At 72.8% G+C, this 17,641-nt stretch carries 17 protein-coding genes; 6 read left to right on the forward strand and 11 right to left on the reverse strand.

Annotation, left to right across the window (positions count from 1 at the left end; translation table 11 throughout):
- Positions 1-17: 17 nt before the first annotated feature.
- A complete protein-coding gene (locus tag G5V58_RS22355) occupies positions 18-1,706 on the reverse strand; it encodes a DEAD/DEAH box helicase (protein WP_165237403.1) in 1,689 nt (562 codons plus the stop codon).
- A gap of 28 nt (positions 1,707-1,734) precedes the next feature.
- Here G5V58_RS22355 and G5V58_RS22360 point away from each other — a divergent pair, with 28 nt between their 5' ends.
- Positions 1,735-2,586 (forward strand): phosphotransferase, encoded by an 852-nt coding sequence (locus G5V58_RS22360; RefSeq protein ID WP_165237405.1) that lies wholly within the window; start codon positions 1,735-1,737, stop codon positions 2,584-2,586.
- 3 nt (positions 2,587-2,589) lie between these two features.
- Here G5V58_RS22360 and G5V58_RS22365 read toward each other — a convergent pair whose 3' ends face one another.
- From G5V58_RS22365 to G5V58_RS22375, 3 genes are read right to left on the reverse strand one after another with little or no spacing between them, the layout of a single operon-like run.
- On the reverse strand, positions 2,590-3,060 hold the full coding sequence (locus tag G5V58_RS22365) for a hypothetical protein (protein ID WP_165237407.1): 471 nt from the start codon (positions 3,058-3,060) through the stop codon (positions 2,590-2,592).
- A 20-nt stretch (positions 3,061-3,080) separates the two neighbouring features.
- Positions 3,081-4,904 carry a glutamine--fructose-6-phosphate transaminase (isomerizing) gene (gene glmS / locus G5V58_RS22370; protein WP_165237409.1) on the reverse strand — a complete coding sequence of 608 codons (1,824 nt, stop codon included), beginning with the start codon at positions 4,902-4,904 and terminating at the stop codon, positions 3,081-3,083.
- Positions 4,905-4,913: 9 nt separating this feature from the next.
- Positions 4,914-5,177, reverse strand: coding sequence for a hypothetical protein (locus G5V58_RS22375; protein WP_165237411.1), 264 nt, complete (start codon positions 5,175-5,177; stop codon positions 4,914-4,916).
- Between the two features lie 154 nt (positions 5,178-5,331).
- Here G5V58_RS22375 and G5V58_RS22380 point away from each other — a divergent pair, with 154 nt between their 5' ends.
- The 4 genes from G5V58_RS22380 (at position 5,332) to G5V58_RS22395 (ending at position 8,172) form a co-directional block, all read left to right on the forward strand.
- A complete protein-coding gene (locus tag G5V58_RS22380; RefSeq protein WP_165237413.1) occupies positions 5,332-5,469 on the forward strand; it encodes a hypothetical protein in 138 nt (45 codons plus the stop codon).
- Positions 5,470-5,646: 177 nt separating this feature from the next.
- A complete protein-coding gene (locus G5V58_RS22385) occupies positions 5,647-6,231 on the forward strand; it encodes a YceI family protein (protein WP_165237415.1) in 585 nt (194 codons plus the stop codon).
- 151 nt (positions 6,232-6,382) lie between these two features.
- Positions 6,383-7,288: a GNAT family N-acetyltransferase gene (locus tag G5V58_RS22390; RefSeq protein WP_230486858.1), complete on the forward strand. Its 906-nt coding sequence runs from the start codon at positions 6,383-6,385 to the stop codon at positions 7,286-7,288.
- On the forward strand, positions 7,285-8,172 hold the full coding sequence (locus G5V58_RS22395; protein ID WP_230486859.1) for a GNAT family N-acetyltransferase: 888 nt from the start codon (positions 7,285-7,287) through the stop codon (positions 8,170-8,172). The genes G5V58_RS22390 and G5V58_RS22395 overlap by 4 nt, the downstream gene beginning before the upstream one ends.
- Here G5V58_RS22395 and G5V58_RS22400 read toward each other — a convergent pair.
- The 6 genes from G5V58_RS22400 to G5V58_RS22425 form a co-directional block, all read right to left on the reverse strand.
- Positions 8,169-8,765 carry a hypothetical protein gene (locus G5V58_RS22400; RefSeq protein ID WP_165237417.1) on the reverse strand — a complete coding sequence of 199 codons (597 nt, stop codon included), beginning with the start codon at positions 8,763-8,765 and terminating at the stop codon, positions 8,169-8,171. The genes G5V58_RS22395 and G5V58_RS22400 overlap by 4 nt on opposite strands.
- Entirely contained in the window at positions 8,762-9,988 is a 1,227-nt protein-coding gene (locus G5V58_RS22405; RefSeq protein WP_165237419.1) for an acyl-CoA dehydrogenase family protein, read from the reverse strand. Before G5V58_RS22405 ends, G5V58_RS22400 begins: the two co-directional genes overlap by 4 nt.
- A 20-nt stretch (positions 9,989-10,008) precedes the next feature.
- The gene (locus G5V58_RS22410) at positions 10,009-10,506 is read right to left on the reverse strand and encodes a hypothetical protein (protein WP_165237421.1); all 498 of its coding nucleotides are present in this window, start codon (positions 10,504-10,506) and stop codon (positions 10,009-10,011) included.
- Positions 10,507-10,524: 18 nt separating this feature from the next.
- The gene (locus G5V58_RS22415; protein ID WP_165237423.1) at positions 10,525-10,977 is read right to left on the reverse strand and encodes a hypothetical protein; all 453 of its coding nucleotides are present in this window, start codon (positions 10,975-10,977) and stop codon (positions 10,525-10,527) included.
- A 174-nt stretch (positions 10,978-11,151) separates the two neighbouring features.
- Complete coding sequence (mctP, locus tag G5V58_RS22420) at positions 11,152-12,786, reverse strand: monocarboxylate uptake permease MctP (RefSeq protein ID WP_165237425.1); 1,635 nt, start codon at positions 12,784-12,786, stop codon at positions 11,152-11,154.
- Complete coding sequence (locus tag G5V58_RS22425; RefSeq protein ID WP_165237427.1) at positions 12,783-13,025, reverse strand: DUF3311 domain-containing protein; 243 nt, start codon at positions 13,023-13,025, stop codon at positions 12,783-12,785. Before G5V58_RS22425 ends, mctP begins: the two co-directional genes overlap by 4 nt.
- Positions 13,026-13,107: 82 nt before the next feature.
- On the opposite strand from G5V58_RS22425, the gene G5V58_RS22430 reads away from it, so the two are divergent.
- Positions 13,108-13,704 carry a dihydrofolate reductase family protein gene (locus G5V58_RS22430; RefSeq protein ID WP_165237429.1) on the forward strand — a complete coding sequence of 199 codons (597 nt, stop codon included), beginning with the start codon at positions 13,108-13,110 and terminating at the stop codon, positions 13,702-13,704.
- 108 nt (positions 13,705-13,812) lie between these two features.
- Here G5V58_RS22430 and G5V58_RS22435 read toward each other — a convergent pair whose 3' ends face one another.
- The gene (locus tag G5V58_RS22435) at positions 13,813-17,640 is read right to left on the reverse strand and encodes a M36 family metallopeptidase (RefSeq protein WP_165237431.1); all 3,828 of its coding nucleotides are present in this window, start codon (positions 17,638-17,640) and stop codon (positions 13,813-13,815) included.
- Position 17,641 lies beyond the last annotated feature (1 nt).

The following is a 17,641-nucleotide window of genomic DNA, read 5'->3' on the forward strand; positions in this document are numbered from 1 at the left end:
CATCGGCGCGGCCCGCGTCACCGGTCCTTCTTGTGGCGGGGCTTCTTGCCCTGCTGGCCCGCGGGTGGCGCGTCGCCGGCGCGGTGCGGACGGCCGGGGCGCCCGGAGTCCTGGCGCAGCTTGATCGGACGCCCGCCGATGCGGGTGTTCTGCAGCCGTCCCCAGGTCTCTCCGGACAGCTCGGCCGGGAGCTCGACGAGGGAGAAGTCCGAGCGGATGGTGATGGCCCCGAAGTCGCGGCGGTTGAGGCCGCCCTCGTTGGCCAGCGCACCGACGATCTGCCGCGGCTCGACGCGGTGCTTGCGGCCCACGTCGATGCGGTACGTCGCGAAGCCGTCGCCCGGCTTGGGGTCGCGGTCGCGCACCGGGCGCTCGGGGCGCTCCGGCTCGGCGTCGAGCAGCAGCGGCTCGTCGCCCTGCAGGACCGCGGCCAGCGCGGCCGCGACGTCGAGCTCGGGGACGTCGTGCTCGCGGACGTAGTGCGCCACCACGTCGCGGAAGAAGTCGACCCGCTGCTGCTGGGCGAGCGCCTCGGTGATGGCGTCGTCGAAGCGGGTGAGGCGGGTGCTGTTGACGTCGTCGACGCTGGGCAGCGCCATCAGCTCGAGCGCGACGCCGTTGGCCTTCTCCAGGTGGCGCAGCAGGTAGCGCTCGCGCGGGGTCACGAAGGAGATCGCGTCGCCCTCGCGACCGGCACGACCGGTGCGGCCGATGCGGTGCACGTAGGACTCGGTGTCGGTCGGGATGTCGTAGTTGACGACGTGGCTGATGCGCTGCACGTCGAGGCCGCGGGCCGCGACGTCGGTGGCCACGAGCACGTCGAGCTCGCCGCTGCGCAGCTGGGCCACGGTCCGCTCCCGCACCGGCTGCGGCACGTCGCCGTTGATGGCCACCGCGCTGAAGCCGCGGGCGCGCAGCTTCTCGGCCAGGGTCTCGGTCTCGTTCTTGGTCCGCACGAAGACGATGACCGCCTCGAAGGACTCGACCTCGAGGATGCGGGTGAGCGCATCGAGCTTCTGGGGGTAGGAGACGACCAGGTAGCGCTGGCGCACGGTCGACGACGTCCGGGTCGTGGCCTCGACCTGGATCTCGGCCGGGTCGTCGAGGTAGGTCTCGGCCAGCCGCCGGATCTGCTTGGGCATGGTCGCGGAGAACAGCGCGACCTGCTTCTCGGCCGGGGTGTCGGCCAGGATCCGCTCGACGTCCTCGGCGAAGCCCATGTTGAGCATCTCGTCGGCCTCGTCGAGGACCAGGAACCGGATCCGCGAGAGGTCGAGGGTGCCCTTGTCGAGGTGGTCCATGATCCGCCCCGGCGTGCCCACCACGACGTGCACGCCGCGGCGCAGCGCGCTCAGCTGCACGCCGTACCCCTGGCCGCCGTAGATGGGCAGCACCCGCACGCCGCCGACCTGCTCGGCGTACCGCTCGAAGGCCTCGGCCACCTGCACCGCCAGCTCGCGCGTCGGCGCCAGCACCAGTGCCTGCGGCTCCTTCTGCTCCAGGTCGAGCCGGGACAGCACCGGCAGCGCGAAGGCCGCGGTCTTGCCGGTGCCGGTCTGGGCCAGCCCGACCACGTCGCGCCCGGCCAGCAGCGGCGGGATGGTGGCGGCCTGGATGGGCGACGGCGTCTCGTAGCCGACGCTGGAGACCGCACCCAGCACGGCCTCGGACAGGCCGAGGTCGGCGAAGGTCTGGTCGGTGCTCACCTACCAACGGTAGGGGCAGACTCGGCCCATGTCGCCATCCACGGCCCGCGACCTGCTCCTCGCCGAGCTCGGCCGCGGCGCCAGCGCGGCCCACCGACCCAACCACGCCGGCATCGGCAAGCTCTCCTTCGCCTGCCGGGTGGGTGCCACGAGGCTGTGGGCCCGGGTCGCCGCCGACCCCGACGAGGACCAGGCACTCACCACCTGGTCCCGGGTGGCGGGCGCCCTCGCCGAGCGCCACCACGCGCCGCCGGTCCTCGAGGTGCTCGAGGTCGGCGGGCGGACCACCCTCCTCTTCCCGTACGTCTACGCGCCGGTCGCCACGCACGGCGCCCTGCGCATCCGGCGAGACGAGGCCCGGACCGTCCTCGACCGGCTGCACGCCGACGTGGCCCTGGCCGACCAGCTCGGTGCGCCGAGCACGACCGCGGCGTGCTTCACCGCCGTGTGGCTGGACCGGTTCACCGCCGACCTCGGCGTGGTCGAGGGGTTCGTCCCACCCGACGTGCACGCCTACCTGGCCGACGAGGTGGCCGACCTGGCCGAGCGCGTCGCGGCGCTGGACACCCCCGCCGCCGCGGCCGTGCACGGCGACCCCTGGCCCGAGAACTGGCTCGCCGGCCCCGACCGGCTGTGGCTGCTGGACTGGGAGGACCTCGCCGTCGGCGACCCGGTCCTCGACGAAGCCGTGCTCCTCCACCACACCGGTGCGCCCTGGCCGGCCGGCCCGGCGCACGACGTGGCCCGCCGCGCGCTGCTGCTCGACGACGCGCTCGACGTGGCCGCGGACTGGGTCGAGGCGTCGGACCCGACCGTGCGCCGGGCCAAGGAGGCGGCGTACCTGCGCGGGCTGGAGGCCTACCGAGCAGCGCTCAGCTGAGGCTCACGAGAACAGCCGGCGGAAGAACCCCTTCTTGCGCTCCCACCCGTGCTGCTCGAGGTAGCCGAAGAGCGGCTGCTTGATCTTGTCGGTGTCGAAGGAGTAGACGACCGGCGCGACGCCGATGCCCTCCTCCGTCTTGTTCACGCCACCGAACTCGAAGGAGAACTCCTTCTTCTTCTCCTTGCCCTTGAAGAGGGACTTCTCGGCGTGCAGCCCGTCGCCGTCGAGCGAGGCCCGGGTGGTGTGCTCCTCGTCCTCGACGTCGAACTGGTGCTCACCCTCGTCGAGCTCGACCTCGAGCCGGTAGTCGCGGTCGATGTGGGTCACCTCGGTCGGGTAGAGGGAGGTGGCCTTGACGATGTCCCAGGTCCCGACGATCGTCTGGCCCTCGACGCTGTAGGTGAAGGGCTGGTCGGGCCGGTTGAGCGACGGTACGCCGGCGAGCAGCTCGGCGAGCGGGGTGGCGGTCACGGACCGAATCTAGGCGGTCCTCACTCGACCGTGACGGACTTGGCCAGGTTGCGGGGCTTGTCGATGTCATGACCCAGCGCCGCGGCGGCGTGGTAGGCGAGCAGCTGCAGCGCGACCGTGAGCAGGACGGCGTCCAGCTCGCGCTCGGAGCGCGGCACGTCGATGCGGGAGACCTCGGCCTGGGAGGGCAGGTCGCCGAGGTCGACGGCGGCGTGGGTGAGGACGACGAGGGGGCCGCCGCGGGCGGCGATCTCGTGCAGGGCGGCCACGTTGCGCTCGGTCAGCTCGTCGTCGGGGACGACGGCGACGGTCGGCACGGCGGGCGAGATCAGGGCGAGCGGACCGTGCTTGAGCTCGGAGGTCTGGTAGGCCTCGGCGTGGCGGTAGGTGATCTCCTTGAACTTCTGGGCGCCCTCGCGGGCGACGGGGTAGCCGCGGACCCGGCCCACGAAGAACAGCGACTCGGCCTCGGCCAGGCGGGCCGCCACCGGGACGAGCTGGTCCTCGAGCGCGAGCACCTCGCCCAGCTGCTCGGGCAGCCGCTGCAGGGCCTGGACCAGCCGACGGCCGTCGGCGATCGAGAGGTCGCGCACCCGGCCGAGCTGGAGCGCGAGCAGGCTGAAAGCCAGGTGCATCGTGGTCAGCGCCTTGGTCGAGGCCACCGCGACCTCGGGACCGGCGTGGAGGTAGATGCCGCGGCCGGCCTCGCGGGCGATGGCCGAGCCGACCACGTTCACCAACCCGACGACCTGGCCACCCTTGCGGCGGATCTCCTGCACCGCGAGCAGGGTGTCGACGGTCTCGCCGGACTGGCTCACGGCGACGTACAGCGTGTCCGGCTCGATGATCGGGTTGCGGTAGCGGAACTCGCTGGCCGACTCCGCGTCGGCGGGCACGCGGGCGAGCTCCTCGATGAGGCCGGCGCCCATCTGCCCGACGTAGTACGCCGAGCCGCAGCCGAGCACCTTGACCCGCCGCACCGCGCGCAGGTCGCGGGCGTCCAGGTCGAGCCCGCCCAGGTGGGAGGTGCCGAACCGCTCGTCGAGCCGGCCGCGCAGCACCCGCTCGGCCGCCTCGGGCTGCTCGAGCATCTCCTTGCGCATGAACGACTCGTGCTGCCCCGCGTCGTACGCCGCCGGGTCGATGTCCAGGTCGACGGCCTGGTGGTGCCCGGTGCTGGTGAAGCCGTCCGCGGTGATGGTGGCCAGCTCGCCGTCCTCGAGGTGGACCACGCGGGTCGTGTAGCGCACCAGCGCGGCCAGGTCCGAGGCCACGAACATCTCGTGGTCGCCGACCCCGATCAGCAGCGGGCTGCCGTTGCGGGCCACCACGACCCGGTCGGGGTACGCCGCGTGCAGGACGGCCAGGCCGTAGGTGCCCTCGACCCGGGCCAGCGCCTCAGTCACCCGCTCCTCGAGCGTGTCGGCCTCGGAGCGCCCGATGAGGTGGGCCAGCACCTCGGTGTCGGTGTCGGACAGCAGGTCGACGCCGGCCTCGGTCAGCTCGGCCCGCAGCGCGGCGGCGTTGTCGATGATCCCGTTGTGGACGACGGCGACGTCGCCCTTGGTGTCGGTGTGCGGGTGGGCGTTGACGTCGGTGGCGGGCCCGTGGGTGGCCCAGCGGGTGTGGCCGACCCCGACCTTGCCGGCGAACCGCTTGGGCAGCGCCTCGGCGAGGTCGCGGACCCGGCCGGCCTTCTTGACCACCCGCAGCCGGCCCTCGCGCCCGGGGCCGAGCACGGCCAGCCCGGCCGAGTCGTAGCCGCGGTGCTCCAGGCGCCCCAGCCCCTCCACCAGCAGCGGCGCGGCCTGCTGGCTCCCGACGTACCCGACGATCCCGCACATGGCGTTGTCCTATCCGTAGACGATCCGCCGCAGCTGGCGCTCGCTCAGGGCGGGCGCCGCGACGACGCGGTGGGCGAGCTCCTCGGCCAGGGCGGCGAAGATCTCGGGGTTGCGGGCGCCGTAGGTCTTCAGCTCCGCGTGCCGCCGCCGGACGTAGGCCTCGAGCGGCTCGGCGTGGAAGGCCACCACGTCCTCGACCACCCGGGCGGCGTCCGGCGCCGAGAGCCCGGTCGTGCGGACCACGTGGTCCACGAGCGCTCGGTCGACAGGCACCTGGCCACGATGACCACTGGCGCCGACGAACCGCAACTTCCTGCCCGGATTCGGGCAAGAGACCCCCAACATGGGCGATTTTCGCCATGCGGCAGGCGAGATGTCCGGGGCTGGTATCTTGAGTGAACAGAAAGTGAACGGGAGGTGTCCCACAATGAACGACAACGAGACCGAGCGGCTCGAGATGCGCTGGCTGCCGGTGGTCGACGCCGCGGGGCGCACCCGCATGGAGGCCACCTGGGTCCCCGTCGGCGCCGCTGCGCAGCACGCCGCGATCAGCCACGCCGCCTGAGGCGTACCCAGGCGGGTCCCACGCTCAACCCAGCACGAGTCGACGGCCGGACGCACTCCGCGTCCGGCCGTCGGCGCGTGCGCACTGGTCTGGACCGGGAATCAAAACGGACCTCGGTCCGTTACGGTGCTTGAAGTTTGAACGACAGGCGTCCAGACCTTCTCCCAGGAGCACAGCATGAGCACCGACTTCGACCCCGCCACCAGCGTCCTCAGCGACATCTCCGGCGACTACACCATCGACCCGGCCCACACCCGCCTCGGCTTCAGCGCCCGGCACGCGATGGTCGCCACGGTCCGCGGCCAGTTCAACGACTTCACCGGCACCGCGCACGTCGACACCGCCAACCCGGCCAACTCCAAGGTCGAGCTGAGCATCGTGGCCGACAGCATCAGCACGGGCAGCGAGCAGCGCGACGGCCACCTCCGCTCGGGCGACTTCTTCGAGTCCGAGCAGTTCCCGAACATCACCTTCACCTCGACGTCGGTCGAGCGCGACGGCGACGACTGGAGCATCACCGGCGACCTGACCATCAAGGGCGTGACCCACTCCATCGAGGTCCCCTTCGAGTACACCGGCTCGGCCACCGACCCCTTCGGCAACACCCGCATCGGCTTCGAGGGCAAGGCCACCCTGCTCCGCAAGGACTGGGGCCTGTCCTGGAACGCCGCGCTGGAGACCGGCGGCGTGCTGGTCTCGGACAAGATCAAGCTCGAGTTCGACGTCTCGGCCATCAAGAACGCCGAGGGCGAGCAGGCCTGACCTCAGGTCCACCAGCACTACGCACCACCACCGCCCGAGGGGCGGGCGCCGCAGTCGGCGCCCGCCCCTCGGCGCGTCCGGACGCTTGTCCCGGCTCCTCGAGGACAAAAGGGGTGGCCCGCGGGGCGTCGGGCCCGGTCCACTGCTCCTCGTGTCCGCACCGATCACCGTGCCCGAGGGGCTCACCAGCCGTCCGCTGCGCCGGGAGGACGCCCACGCCGTCTTCGAGGTCATCCTCGCCCAGGAGAGCCACGACCTCGACGAGCCGATGATCGAGGAGGCCGACATCGTCAGCGACTGGAGCCGGCCCGGCTTCGACGTCGCCGGCTCGACGGTCGGGGTCTTCGACGGCGAGCGCCTCGTCGCGTACGGCGAGATCAGCGGGACCGGCCGCGGCGACGCGGCCGTCGACCCGGCGTACCGCGGGCGCGGCATCGGCACCGCGCTGGCGCACTGGATGCAGGACACCGCCCGGGCCATGGGCGAGACCGAGATCGGCATGCCCAACCCGCGCGGCTCGGCCGGCGACCGGCTGCTCGAGGCGCTCGGCTACCACGTGCGCTGGGAGAGCTGGGGGCTCGAGCTCCCCGCCGGCGCGAGCGTGCCGGAGCGCCCGCTGCCCGAGGGGTACGCCGTCCGCGCGGCCGAGGAGTCGGAGTACGACCAGGTCTGGACGGTCCAGGAGGACGCGTTCCTGGAGTGGTCGGTGCGCGACCGGCAGCCGTTCGAGGACTGGCGGGCCCAGATCGTGAACCGGCCGGGCTTCGAGCCCTGGAACCTGCGCGTCGTCGTCGACCCCGACGGCCGCGTGGTCTCGATGGCCTGGCTCCAGCTCACCACCGACACCTCCTACATCGCGCGGCTCGCCACCCGCGCCGAGGAGCGCGGCCGCGGGCTGGCCCAGGCGCTGCTCGTCGACGCGTTCGAGACCGGGCGCGCCCACGGAGCGACCCGCTCGGAGCTGTCCACCGACTCCCGCACCGGCGCGCTCGGGCTCTACGAGAAGGTCGGCATGGCGGTCACGTCCACCTGGGTCAACCGGGGGATCGCGCTGTGAACCTGCCCGCCGGCCTCACCACCAGGCCGCTCGCCCTGGCCGACGCCCAGGCCGTGGCCGACGTGACCTCGACCGAGCAGCTGGCCGACGTGGGCGAGACCGACACGACGGTCGAGGACGTGCTGGCCGAGTGGCAGCGCCCCTCGTACGACATCCTCACGAGCACCGTGGGCGTCCTGGAGGGCGGACGGCTGGTGGCCTACGGCGACCTCGCGTTCCCCGAGGCGGCGTACACCGCCGTGCTGCCCTCCCACCGCGGGCGCGGCATCGGCACCGCGCTCGCCGACTGGCTCGAGGCCCTGGCCCGCTCGCGCGGCGCGGCGCTGCTCTCCACGCAGGTCCCCGCGGCCGGGCCTGCCCACCGGCTGCTCGCCGCGCGCGGGTACGCCGAGCGCTGGACCGCCTGGGACCTCGAGCTGCCCGAGGGCGCCGTCATCGACGCGCGTCCCTTGCCCGCCGGCTGCACCGTCCGCGACGCCCGACCCGCCGAGCACCCGATCGTGCACCGCGTCGTCGAGGACGCCTTCGGCGAGTGGCGCACCCCGCTCGGCGTCGAGGACTTCGCCGCGCTGGTCTGGGAGCGCCCCGGCCACGAACCCTGGAACCTCCGCGTGGTCGAGGGCCCCGACGGCGAGCTGCTCGGCGCGGCGCACGTGTTCCTCTCCGGCGACGCCGGGTACGTGGCCCGCGTCGCGACCCGCCACGACCAGCGCGGCCGCGGTCTGGGCAGCGCGATGCTGGCCGATGCGTTCGCGCGGGCGCGCGAGCACGCCGCGCAGAGGTGCTACCTGTCGACGGACACGCGCACGGGGGCGCTGTCGCTCTACGAGAGGGTCGGGATGGTCGTGACCTCGACCTGGGTCAACCTGGCCACTGACCTCTAGGACACGACCGTGGTGACCACGCTGGTCACCGACGGCGAGCGGGGCGTGGAGGAGAAGCCGAACCGCGCCGGCGGGTCGACGTCGGCGAGCCCGCCCAGGTCCGCGCCGTCGAAGGCGCCGTGCAGCGAGACCACGCTGCGGGTGTCGGTGGCGCCGTAGTACTCCCGGCGCCCGCCGCCCGCCGTACCCCTCGTCCGGACGCCGCGCAGCACCACCCGGGCGACCGGGTCGGTGAGCGTGCACCAGGCCGGCGCCTCGGCCAGCGGCGGGGGCACGGCCAGGAGCGCGATGCCGAGCCAGCCGCGCTTGCCCAGCCGGAGGTCGAGTCCGAGCGAGGTGCTGCGGACCTCCCAGTGGGTCTCGCTCGCGGTGATCGCGAACGGCTCCAGCCGCACCTCGTCGAAGGTGTAGGTCGCCTCGATGAACTGGGCCACCTCCGGCTGTGGCGCCAGCAGCACCCGGTGGCCGTCGGCGGTCTCGACCATGGCGTCGGCGAAGGTCCCGAGCGGGGTGTCGGTCCATCGGCCGACCACGACCCGGGTGCCCGACGTCGAGCCGACCCCGGCGATCTGGCCCCGGAAGCGGTCCCTCAACGGATCTGCATGCCCGAGATGGCGCGCGCGATGACCAGCCGCTGGATCTCGGAGGTGCCCTCGAAGATCGTGTAGATCCGGGCGTCGCGGGCCATCCGCTCGACGGGGTACTCGCGCGTGAAGCCGTTGCCGCCCAGGATCTGCATGGCCTGGCCGGTCACGCGGACCGCGGTCTCGCCGGCGTACAGCTTGGACATCGAGCCCTCGGCCGCCTCGAACCGCTTGCCCTGCTTGGCCATCCACGCCGCGCGCCACACCAGCAGCCGGCTGGCGTCGATCGACGTGCGCATGTCGGCGAGCGCGAAGGCGATGGCCTGGTTGTCGATGATCGGGCGGCCGAACTGCTCGCGGGTCTTGGCGTAGTCCAGGGCCACCTCGTACGCCGCGCGCGCGATGCCGATGGCCTGCGCGCCGACGGCCGGGCGGGTGCGCTCGAAGGTCGCCATGCTCGCGTTGCCGCGCGCCGTGCCGCCCTCCCGGGCGCGGGCGAGCCGCTCGTCGAGCTTCTCCTTGCCGCCGAGCAGGCAGGACCCCGGCACCCGCACGTGGTCGAGCACGACCTCGGCGGTGTGCGAGGCGCGGATGCCGTGCTTGGCGAACTTCTGGCCCTGGCTGATCCCCGGCGTACCCGACGGCACCACGAAGCTGGCCTGCCCGCGGGTGCGCAGCTCCGGGTCGACCACCGCGGTCACCACGTGGACGTCCGCGATGCCGCCGTTGGTCGCCCACGTCTTGGTGCCGTTGAGCTCCCACTCGTCCGTCGCCTCGTCGTACGTCGCGCGCGTGCGCATCGCGCCCACGTCGGACCCGGCGTCGGGCTCGGAGGAGCAGAAGGCCGCGATCTTGAGGTCGTCCGGCGTACCGAACATCTGCGGCGCCCACTCACCGATCTGCTCCGGCGTGCCGTTGGCCGCCACCGCCGCCGCGGCCAGCGACGAGCCGACGATGGCCAGCCCGATGCCGGCGTCACCCCAGAACAGCTCCTCCATGGTGATCGGCAGGCCGAGCCCGGTCTCGTCGAAGCTCTGGGTGGCGAAGAAGTCGAGCGAGTACAGCCCGATCTTCGCGGCCTCCTGTACCACCGGCCACGGGAACTCCTCCCGCTCGTCCCACTCCGCCGCCGCCGGCCGCACCACGTCCGCCGCGAACGTGTGCACCCACTGCTGCAGCTCGACGTGGTCGGGCCCGAGGTCGAAGCTGGGGGTGGTCGGCGCGTCGCTCACACCTTGAGGTTACCGACGAGTCACTTGGGCATGCGCCTCCTCTTGACCTTCCACGTCCAGGTCGCCGGCGTGGGGTCGGCGTTCCCCGCGGCGTCGCGGGCGGTGACGGTGACGGTGTGCTTGCCCTTCTTCAGCCGCTTGACCTTGAACGGCGACGTGCAGGCGACCGGCGCCTTCGTGTCCAGCCGGCAGGTGAAGGTCGCGCCCGGCTCGGAGGTGAAGGTGAAGCTCGCCTTGTTCTTGGTCGTCTTCCTGGCCGGTCCACTGGCGATCGTGGTGTCCGGCGGGGTGGTGTCGACGGGCGCCGGGGGCGGCGGGGGCGCCGGCGGCGTGGTCACGCAGACCGCGTAGACCCGGTAGCCGGTGCCCCCTCCCCCGCGGCCCTGCAGCGTCCACGCCTGCGGGACCGCCCCGGTGGCGATCCCCGCGAGGTCGCCGAGCGCGGCGACCGGGGCGGCGAAGCCGAGCCGGTTCTCGCCGGCCAGCTGCCCGGCGTCCGCAGCGAGACCGCCCGACACCGCTCGCTGCCCGGCCGGTCAGGTGGCCGTCGCGACCCCGGCCGTCGTGCCGTTGCCCGGGGTGCTGAGCGCGGCGCCCCGCAGCGTGGCGTCGGCGCTCGCCGAGCACAGCACCACGGCTCCGCCGACGGCAGGCTGGGCGAGGTCGATGCGCCACCGCGTCGGGACCGTGCCGTCCGGGCTCGTGCCGAACTGGTCCGGGGCCGCACCGATCGGCCCGGACCGGGCCACCAGAGAGCTCTCGTCGCCGATGAACCCGCCGCCCACCGCGCGCTGACCCGAGGGGCAGCTCACTGTGAAGGCCGTGACCATGCTGGCGGTGCCCACTGCATCCGCGACGACGTCGGAGGTGGCCGAGCAGGTGACGAAGACCTTCCACGCACCCAGCGCTGCCGCCGACGCCGCGCTCACGACGACCTGCCACCCGCCGGGCGCCTCACCCGCGGAGATGGTGCCGCCCGCTGCGTCCACCGGCCCGTCGGTGCGGAAGCGTGAGGCACAGGTCGTGGGCGCGGGGCTCACCGCGCCGGGGCGCCGAGCACACCGATCGGGGAGAGCACGATGGCCGCGACGGCCAGGAGAGCACGCTTCACCGCTCGAGCCTCACACCGCCGCCCGGCGTACGACATGGCCCACCTGGGGCATTCAGTGCTTCGCGGTTTCCGGGTCCAGCTCCTCGGCGACACCCTCGTCGCCGATGTCGGCGGTGTAGTCCTCGGGGCGGGTGCGGTCGGTGCCGTCGGGCACGCCGGCGGCGCGGAAGACCACGGTGAGCACGACGGCCAGCAGCAGGTTGAGCAGGAAGGCCAGCATCGCGATGTAGACCTTGGTCGTGTCGTCCCACGGCAGCGCGACGAGCGGGCCGCCGAAGTGCTTCTGCACGGGCGAGGCGACGCCGTAGGCCAGCCAGGTGCCCCACGCCATGCCGACGGCCCAGCCCACGAACAGCGCCCAGCGGTGGAACCAGCGCGTGTAGAGGCCGCCCACGATCGCGGGCAGCGTCTGCAGGATCCACACGCCGCCGAGCAGCTGCAGGTTGATGGCGAAGTCACGGGAGAGCGCGAGCACGAAGACCAGCGCGCCGAACTTCACGACCAGCGAGACCAGCTTGGACTGGCGGGCCTCCTGCTGGTGGGTGGCGTCGCGGTTGATGAAGGCCTTGTAGATGTTGCGGGTCCACAGGTTGGCCGCGGCGATGGACATGATCGCCGCCGGCACCAGGGCGCCGATGGCGATGGCGGCGAAGGCCACGCCCGCGAACCACGGCGGGAACTGGTCCTCGAACAGCTGCGGCACCGACTGCTGCGGGTTGGTCACCTTGACCCCGGCGGCGATGGCGACGAAGCCGAGCAGGGCGAGCAGCCCCAGCAGGAAGGAGTACGCCGGCAGCAGGCTCGCGTTGCGGCGGATCACCGAGCGGCTGCGCGTGGACAGCACGCCGGTGATGGAGTGCGGGTACATGAAGAGCGCCAGCGCCGAGCCGAGGGCCAGCGAGGCGTAGGCCCAGTGCGCGGTCTCGGGCGGCATGATCGCCTTGGGCGTGGCCTGGCCGGCCGCGATCGCGTCGGCGTTGTCCTTGTTGAAGGTGTCGAAGCCGGCGCCGACGGTGTCGAAGATGTGGCCCCAGCCGCCGACCTGGTGCGGGATGTAGAGGACGGCCACGATGATGACGATGTAGATGAGCGTGTCCTTGACGAACGCGATCAGCGCCGGCGCGCGCAGCCCGCTGGAGTAGGTGTAGGCCGCCAGCACGGCGAAGGCGATGAACAGCGGCAGGTGCTGGACCACCCACGGCCGGTCCTCGCCGGCCTGCAGGCCCAGCACCTGGAGCACGACCTCCATGCCGACCAGCTGCAGCGCGATGTAGGGCATCGTCGCCAGCAGCCCGGTGAGCGCGACGGCCAGCGCCAGCGGCCGGCTGTCGTAGCGGCCCTCGACGAAGTCGGCCGGTGTGACGTACCCGTGCCGGTGGCTCACCGACCACAGCCGCGGCAGGAACAGGAAGATCAGCGGGTAGACCACGATCGTGTACGGCACGGCGAAGAACCCGACCGCGCTCCCGGCGTACAGCGTCGCGGGGACCGCGATGAAGGTGTACGCCGTGTAGATGTCGCCGCCGATGAGGAACCACGCGATGAACGTGCCGAAGCCGCGCCCGCCCAGCCCCCACTCGTCGAGGTTGTCGAGGTCCGCCGCCCGCCGCCACCGCGCGGCCGCGAAGCCGAGGACCGTGACGAGCAGGAACAGGAAGACGAAGACGCCGACCGCGACCCCGCTCATCGGATCGTCTCCACCGGGTCGTCCTCGGACTCGGGCGGTCGGACGTCGCCGAGCGTGAGGCGGTAGGCGATCGTGGTGAGCGCCGCGGCGATCGGGATGAGCAGGAACTGGAACCAGTAGTAGAACGGGAAGCCCCACAGCTCCGGGTCGTTGCGGTCGTAGATCCCGACCAGCAGCGGCAGCACGACGGCAGGGACGAGCAGGACCACGACCAGGGTCCAGCGAGTGGTTCGCGACACGACTACCTCCCGAGCAGATGTGGCGGCCACCACAACCTAGACCGAGCGATGACTCCCCGCCACCGCCCGGGTCGAGACGCCCATGAGCGTGATCGCGAACCTGGCCATGTCGCTGGACGGCTTCATCGCCCGACCCGACGACACCCCGGGACCGCTGTTCGAGTTCTACGACGCGGGCGGCACCGAGCTGCGGGTGGCGGACGGCTGGCCGGCGTTCCACATGGACGAGCCCTCGCTCTCCCTCTTCCGCGACGCGGTCTCCCGGATCGGGTGCCACGTCGTCGGCCGCCGGCTCTACGACCTGACCGGCGGGTGGGGCGGCCACCCCGGCAACGAGGCGCCGATGGTGGTGCTCACCCACCGACCGCCGGCGACGCAGCCGGAGGGCGTGCCGTACGTCTTCGTCGACGACGTGGGCGCCGCCATCGCGCAGGCGGTCGAGCTGGCCGGTGACCTCGACGTCGCCGTGGCCGGCGGGTCCGTCGCGCGGCAGGCGCTGGACCTCGGGCTGCTCGACGTCATCGACGTCGCGCTGGTGCCGGTCGTGCTCGGGGAGGGCGTCCCGTGGTTCGCCGGCGCCCGCGGTCCGGTGCGGCTGTCGGACCCGGTGGTGCACGAGGCCCACCGCGTCACGCACCTGCGCTACACGGTGCTGAGGGAGCAGACTGCGACGCCCTGACCGACCTCAGGACCGGCCGGGGCTGCTGACCGAGCCGACCCGGCTGCTGAGCGTGGTGGTGCGGGCGCCGGAGGATGGCCGCCGCGCCGGACCAGGTCCGCCAGTTGCTCAGCCGCCCCCGCCCGGCCGGGCCCGCTTGACGACGGTCAGCACGATCCGGCGCGACTTCGAGCTCGTGAACAGGGCCTTGTCCCGGCTCTTGAACGTCACCTGGATCCGGTGCGTGCCGAGGCCCAGGGAGGCCGGCAGGCGGAACGACTTCCCGACCACCTTCTTGCCGCGCTTGGCGGTGACGGCCACCTTGACCTTCTCGACCTTGCGGCCGTCGATGCGGATCACGGCCACGCCGACCTTGGTCGCGCCCGACGTGGTCTTGGCGACGACCTGGTACTTCAGCTTCGCCGGGGCGCCGCCGCGGACCTGCCAGACCTTCGGCAGGCGGATGCGGGTGTGCGTCTTGACCGCCCGGCCGGCGGCCGACGTGCCGAAGGTGCCGGTCGGGTCGTCGGGGATGGCACCGGAGAAGACCTGCAGCTCGGCCGCGTGCACGATCGTGCCCCGGTCGGAGGCGGTGGCGCAGTCGGTGGCGCTGGTCGGGTCGGCGTCCTGCTCGCCGGCGTACTTCACCGTGCCGGTGCACTGGTTCTCCAGGGCCACCAGGCGTACGGCGGAGGCCAGCACCGGCGCGAACCGGAACGTGCGCATCGTCTGGTCCGGCGCCACCGGACGCGGGACGTCACCGGGGAAGGCGTCGGCCGGCGAGGTGTAGAAGGTCGTGTAGCTCGCGGGGTCGCCGCACTTCTCGGTGCACGCCTGGAGGGCGAACTGCCGCAGCGCGGTGAAGCGCGAGCCGGAGTCCGGGTCGGTGTCACTGGTCGCGGCCGGTCGCAGCAGCGCGCTCACCTTGGCCGCGCTGACCGACTGCAGGCCACCGGCCAGGCGGACGGCCACCGCGGGGTGCGACTGGTCGACGTTCGTCGCGGTCTTCCCGGCCCAGTTGCTGGCCTCGGTCCCGTCGATCAGCGACGCCGCGTTGAGCGAGCCGGCCGTCGTGGCCGTGTCGATGACCGCGGCGCCGTTGGCCGACGACGCGACGTTCGCGGCCGCGTCGTCGATGGGCTGGGTCAGGGCCACGCCGCTGTCCGGCACCACCATCCGGATCCGCCGGAAGCCGTTCTTCGGCGAGACGAAGGTGATCGTGTAGGTCCCCGGGGTGAACGCCGCCTTCGCGCCCAGCGGCGTCGCGGGGTCGGTGTCGGCCACGGGCGTGGCCCGCGCCTCGAAGTCGCCGACGTAGACCTTGCCGGGGCTGCTCGTGGCGAAGGTGACCTCGGAGTTGTTGCCGTGCGCCGAGCGGAAGCTCGGCACGGGCTCGTCGGAGTCCGGCGTCGGCGTCGAGGCGTCCGCACCCATGCCGCGGCGGGCGAAGGCCGAGGACAGCGCGGCCTGGTTCGCGCCCCCGAAGCGCATCTGGTCGGCGGCCAGCATCGCGTTGCGGGCCTGCAGCATGTCGGTGGCCCCCGGCTGGAGCAGCCAGGCGTCGTAGACCAGCTGGAGCCAGCGCCGGTTGCCCGGGCACTGGGACGCGGGCAGCGGCGTCTGGGTGGCGGTGGCCTCCGCGCACTGCTGCTGCAGGGCCTTGTCGCCGTACGGGTAGGTCGCGTTCCACCTGTCGACCAGGGCCTGGCGGACCTCCCACTGCACGCCGTTCCAGATCTCGCCGTCGGCGTGCACCTCGGGGCCGGTGGTGTCGAAGCCGTAGTCGGAGTAGTTGAGCGGGTTCTCGTTGATGGCGTAGTCGCGGATGCCGCGCTGCAGGTTGCCGGTCGTGTACGAGCCGAGCGACCACGGGTTGGTGCCGGTGGGGTAGTCGTTCTCGAACTGGTACTCCGCCGCGTCGAGGTCGCTCCACGACTCACCCATCGCGCCACCCTGCTCGGAGGTCAGCCCGTCGTCGGGGCCGCCGACCATGCGGTTGGAGATGGCGTGGGTGTACTCGTGGCCGTAGATCCCGGTGTCCATCGCACCGTCGGCGCACGGGGCGTAGAAGGCGCCCGCGACCGGCTGGAAGAGGTACTGGTTGGTGATGCCGGGCACGCCGTCCTGCAGCGCGATCTGGTTGGCGTTGTTGCGGCCCGTGGCCACGCCGGTCTGGTCGAAGACCTGGGTCGTGGCGGCGCCGGCCTGGGCGTTGCCGATCTCCTGGTCGCCGCCCACGCCGCCGCGGCCGCCGTTGTCGAGCTGGAGGTTGTAGTTCTTCTCGGTGAAGCCCAGGTAGTAGGCGAAGTCGTGGATCCGGTTGTGCCCGGTGAACAGGTTGGTCACCACCGCGTTGATGTCGTTGCCGCCGGGGACCAGGTTGGCCGGGTTGCACCGGCTGTTGTTCCAGGCGTCGGTAAAGGCCTCGGTGTACTGCCGGTCCGGCTCGTACGGCGCCTGGAACAGCCCGCCCGGCGACAGCGGGCTGGCCCACGCCTCGTGGGTGTTGGCGTTGTTGCCGATCGTGGTGAACGTCGGCACACCGCCGACCTGGTCCCACGGACCCGTGGCCGCGACGTTCTCGTGGGCCTCGCCCGCCGAGCAGCCCGGGGTGCCGGCGTACCAGCACTCGACGACGGCGTTGCCCGGTGCGCCCGTGGTCGAGGTGACCGAGGCCAGGTCGGGGTTGGCCGCGAAGGCCCGCCACGCGGGCTGCGCCGGGCTCCCCGCGCCGAGGTCACTCGTGGTGACGAGCGCGGTGTAGGGGCCGCCGATCGTCGTGGCGTCGAAGGGACAGACCTGCAGGGCGTAGTCCCCCGCCGGCAGCGTGCCGCCACCCGGAGCGGTGTAGGTGGCGACCTCGGGGCTGGTCAGCAGGTCGAAGGACTGGGAGAGGCCGTTCGGCCCGCTCAGCTTCACGATGATGTCGTCGGCGCCCACCAGGGCGGGCACGACGACGGCGGTGAGGGTCTTGGTCTTGGTGTCCGACAGCGTGAACGCGTGCGGTTGGCCGCAGTCGGTGGTGGTGTAACTGCCCTGGAACGGGAACGCGTTGTTGCTGTTCTCCACGGCGTCGTGCCGCATCAGGACGGAGCCGTCGACCGCATCGACGAAGGCCCGGTAGGCCGTCGAGGTGCCCTTGCTCGTGTCGATCACGTCGGCCTCGACGACCGGACGCACGGTGCCGTCGTTGCGTGCGAAGGCCCGGATCCGAGCGAGCTGCGGCTGGTCGAAACCGGGCACGCTCAGGCGGGTCCAGCCGCCACTGACGGTCGAGGTGATCGCGGAGAGCGCGGCGCCGACGACGGGACGCTGGACGTTCGCCGCCGCCTTGAGCCAGCCCTGCAGCGGCGTGAGCGTCGGCTGGGCGAGCGGTGCGTCCTGGGCCTTGACCAGGGACGACGACACGTAGGCCACCGAGCCGTCGGCGGCCACGCCGACGGTGACCATCCCGCGGGTCGCGGAGGCCAGTCCACCGAACCGCTGGCGGTAGAGCACCGCGCGTGCGGGGCTGTCCGCGAACGGCTGCTCGCTCACCAGCTCGAGGTCGTCCACCTGCGCGCCGGTGAGGCCGAGGAGGTCACGGTGCGCGCCGATCCAGGCCTTCGCGGTGCTGGCCGGCGCCTGGCCGTCGGCCGGAGCCAGCACGCCGTCCGCAGCGAAGATCGAGGCCGGCGTGCCGGCGTCGTTCCAGGTCACCGAGACGTCCCGGCCGAGGGCCCGGGCCGCGGCCTCCTGCACCAGCGACGGCGCGACCGCGGGGCCGACGCCGGCGATGTCGGCGAGCCCGGTGACCGGGTCCGCGAGCGTGACGTGCGTCGGGGTGGTGGTGCCCGGTCCGGCCTGGGCGGGTGCGGTCGCCCCGGCCGGTGGCTGCGCGGCCAGCACACCGAGGGTGAGCGCGGCGAGGGTGACGGCGAAGGCGGCGGTGCGAGCGCGGCGACGCGGCGGGGTCATG

Source organism: Nocardioides anomalus (assembly GCF_011046535.1).
In the GTDB taxonomy this organism is placed as follows: domain Bacteria; phylum Actinomycetota; class Actinomycetes; order Propionibacteriales; family Nocardioidaceae; genus Nocardioides; species Nocardioides anomalus.

Excerpts from the sequence above, each read along its gene's own strand:
- G5V58_RS22360 (WP_165237405.1), top strand. The coding sequence starts at position 1,735 with ATGTCGCCATCCACGGCCCGCGACCTGCTCCTCGCCGAGCTCGGCCGC.
- glmS (WP_165237409.1), bottom strand. The coding sequence starts at position 4,904 with ATGTGCGGGATCGTCGGGTACGTCGGGAGCCAGCAGGCCGCGCCGCTG.
- G5V58_RS22380 (WP_165237413.1), top strand. The coding sequence starts at position 5,332 with ATGAACGACAACGAGACCGAGCGGCTCGAGATGCGCTGGCTGCCGGTG.
- G5V58_RS22385 (WP_165237415.1), top strand. The coding sequence starts at position 5,647 with ATGAGCACCGACTTCGACCCCGCCACCAGCGTCCTCAGCGACATCTCC.
- mctP (WP_165237425.1), bottom strand. The coding sequence starts at position 12,786 with ATGAGCGGGGTCGCGGTCGGCGTCTTCGTCTTCCTGTTCCTGCTCGTC.
- G5V58_RS22430 (WP_165237429.1), top strand. The coding sequence starts at position 13,108 with ATGAGCGTGATCGCGAACCTGGCCATGTCGCTGGACGGCTTCATCGCC.
- G5V58_RS22435 (WP_165237431.1), bottom strand. The coding sequence starts at position 17,640 with ATGACCCCGCCGCGTCGCCGCGCTCGCACCGCCGCCTTCGCCGTCACC.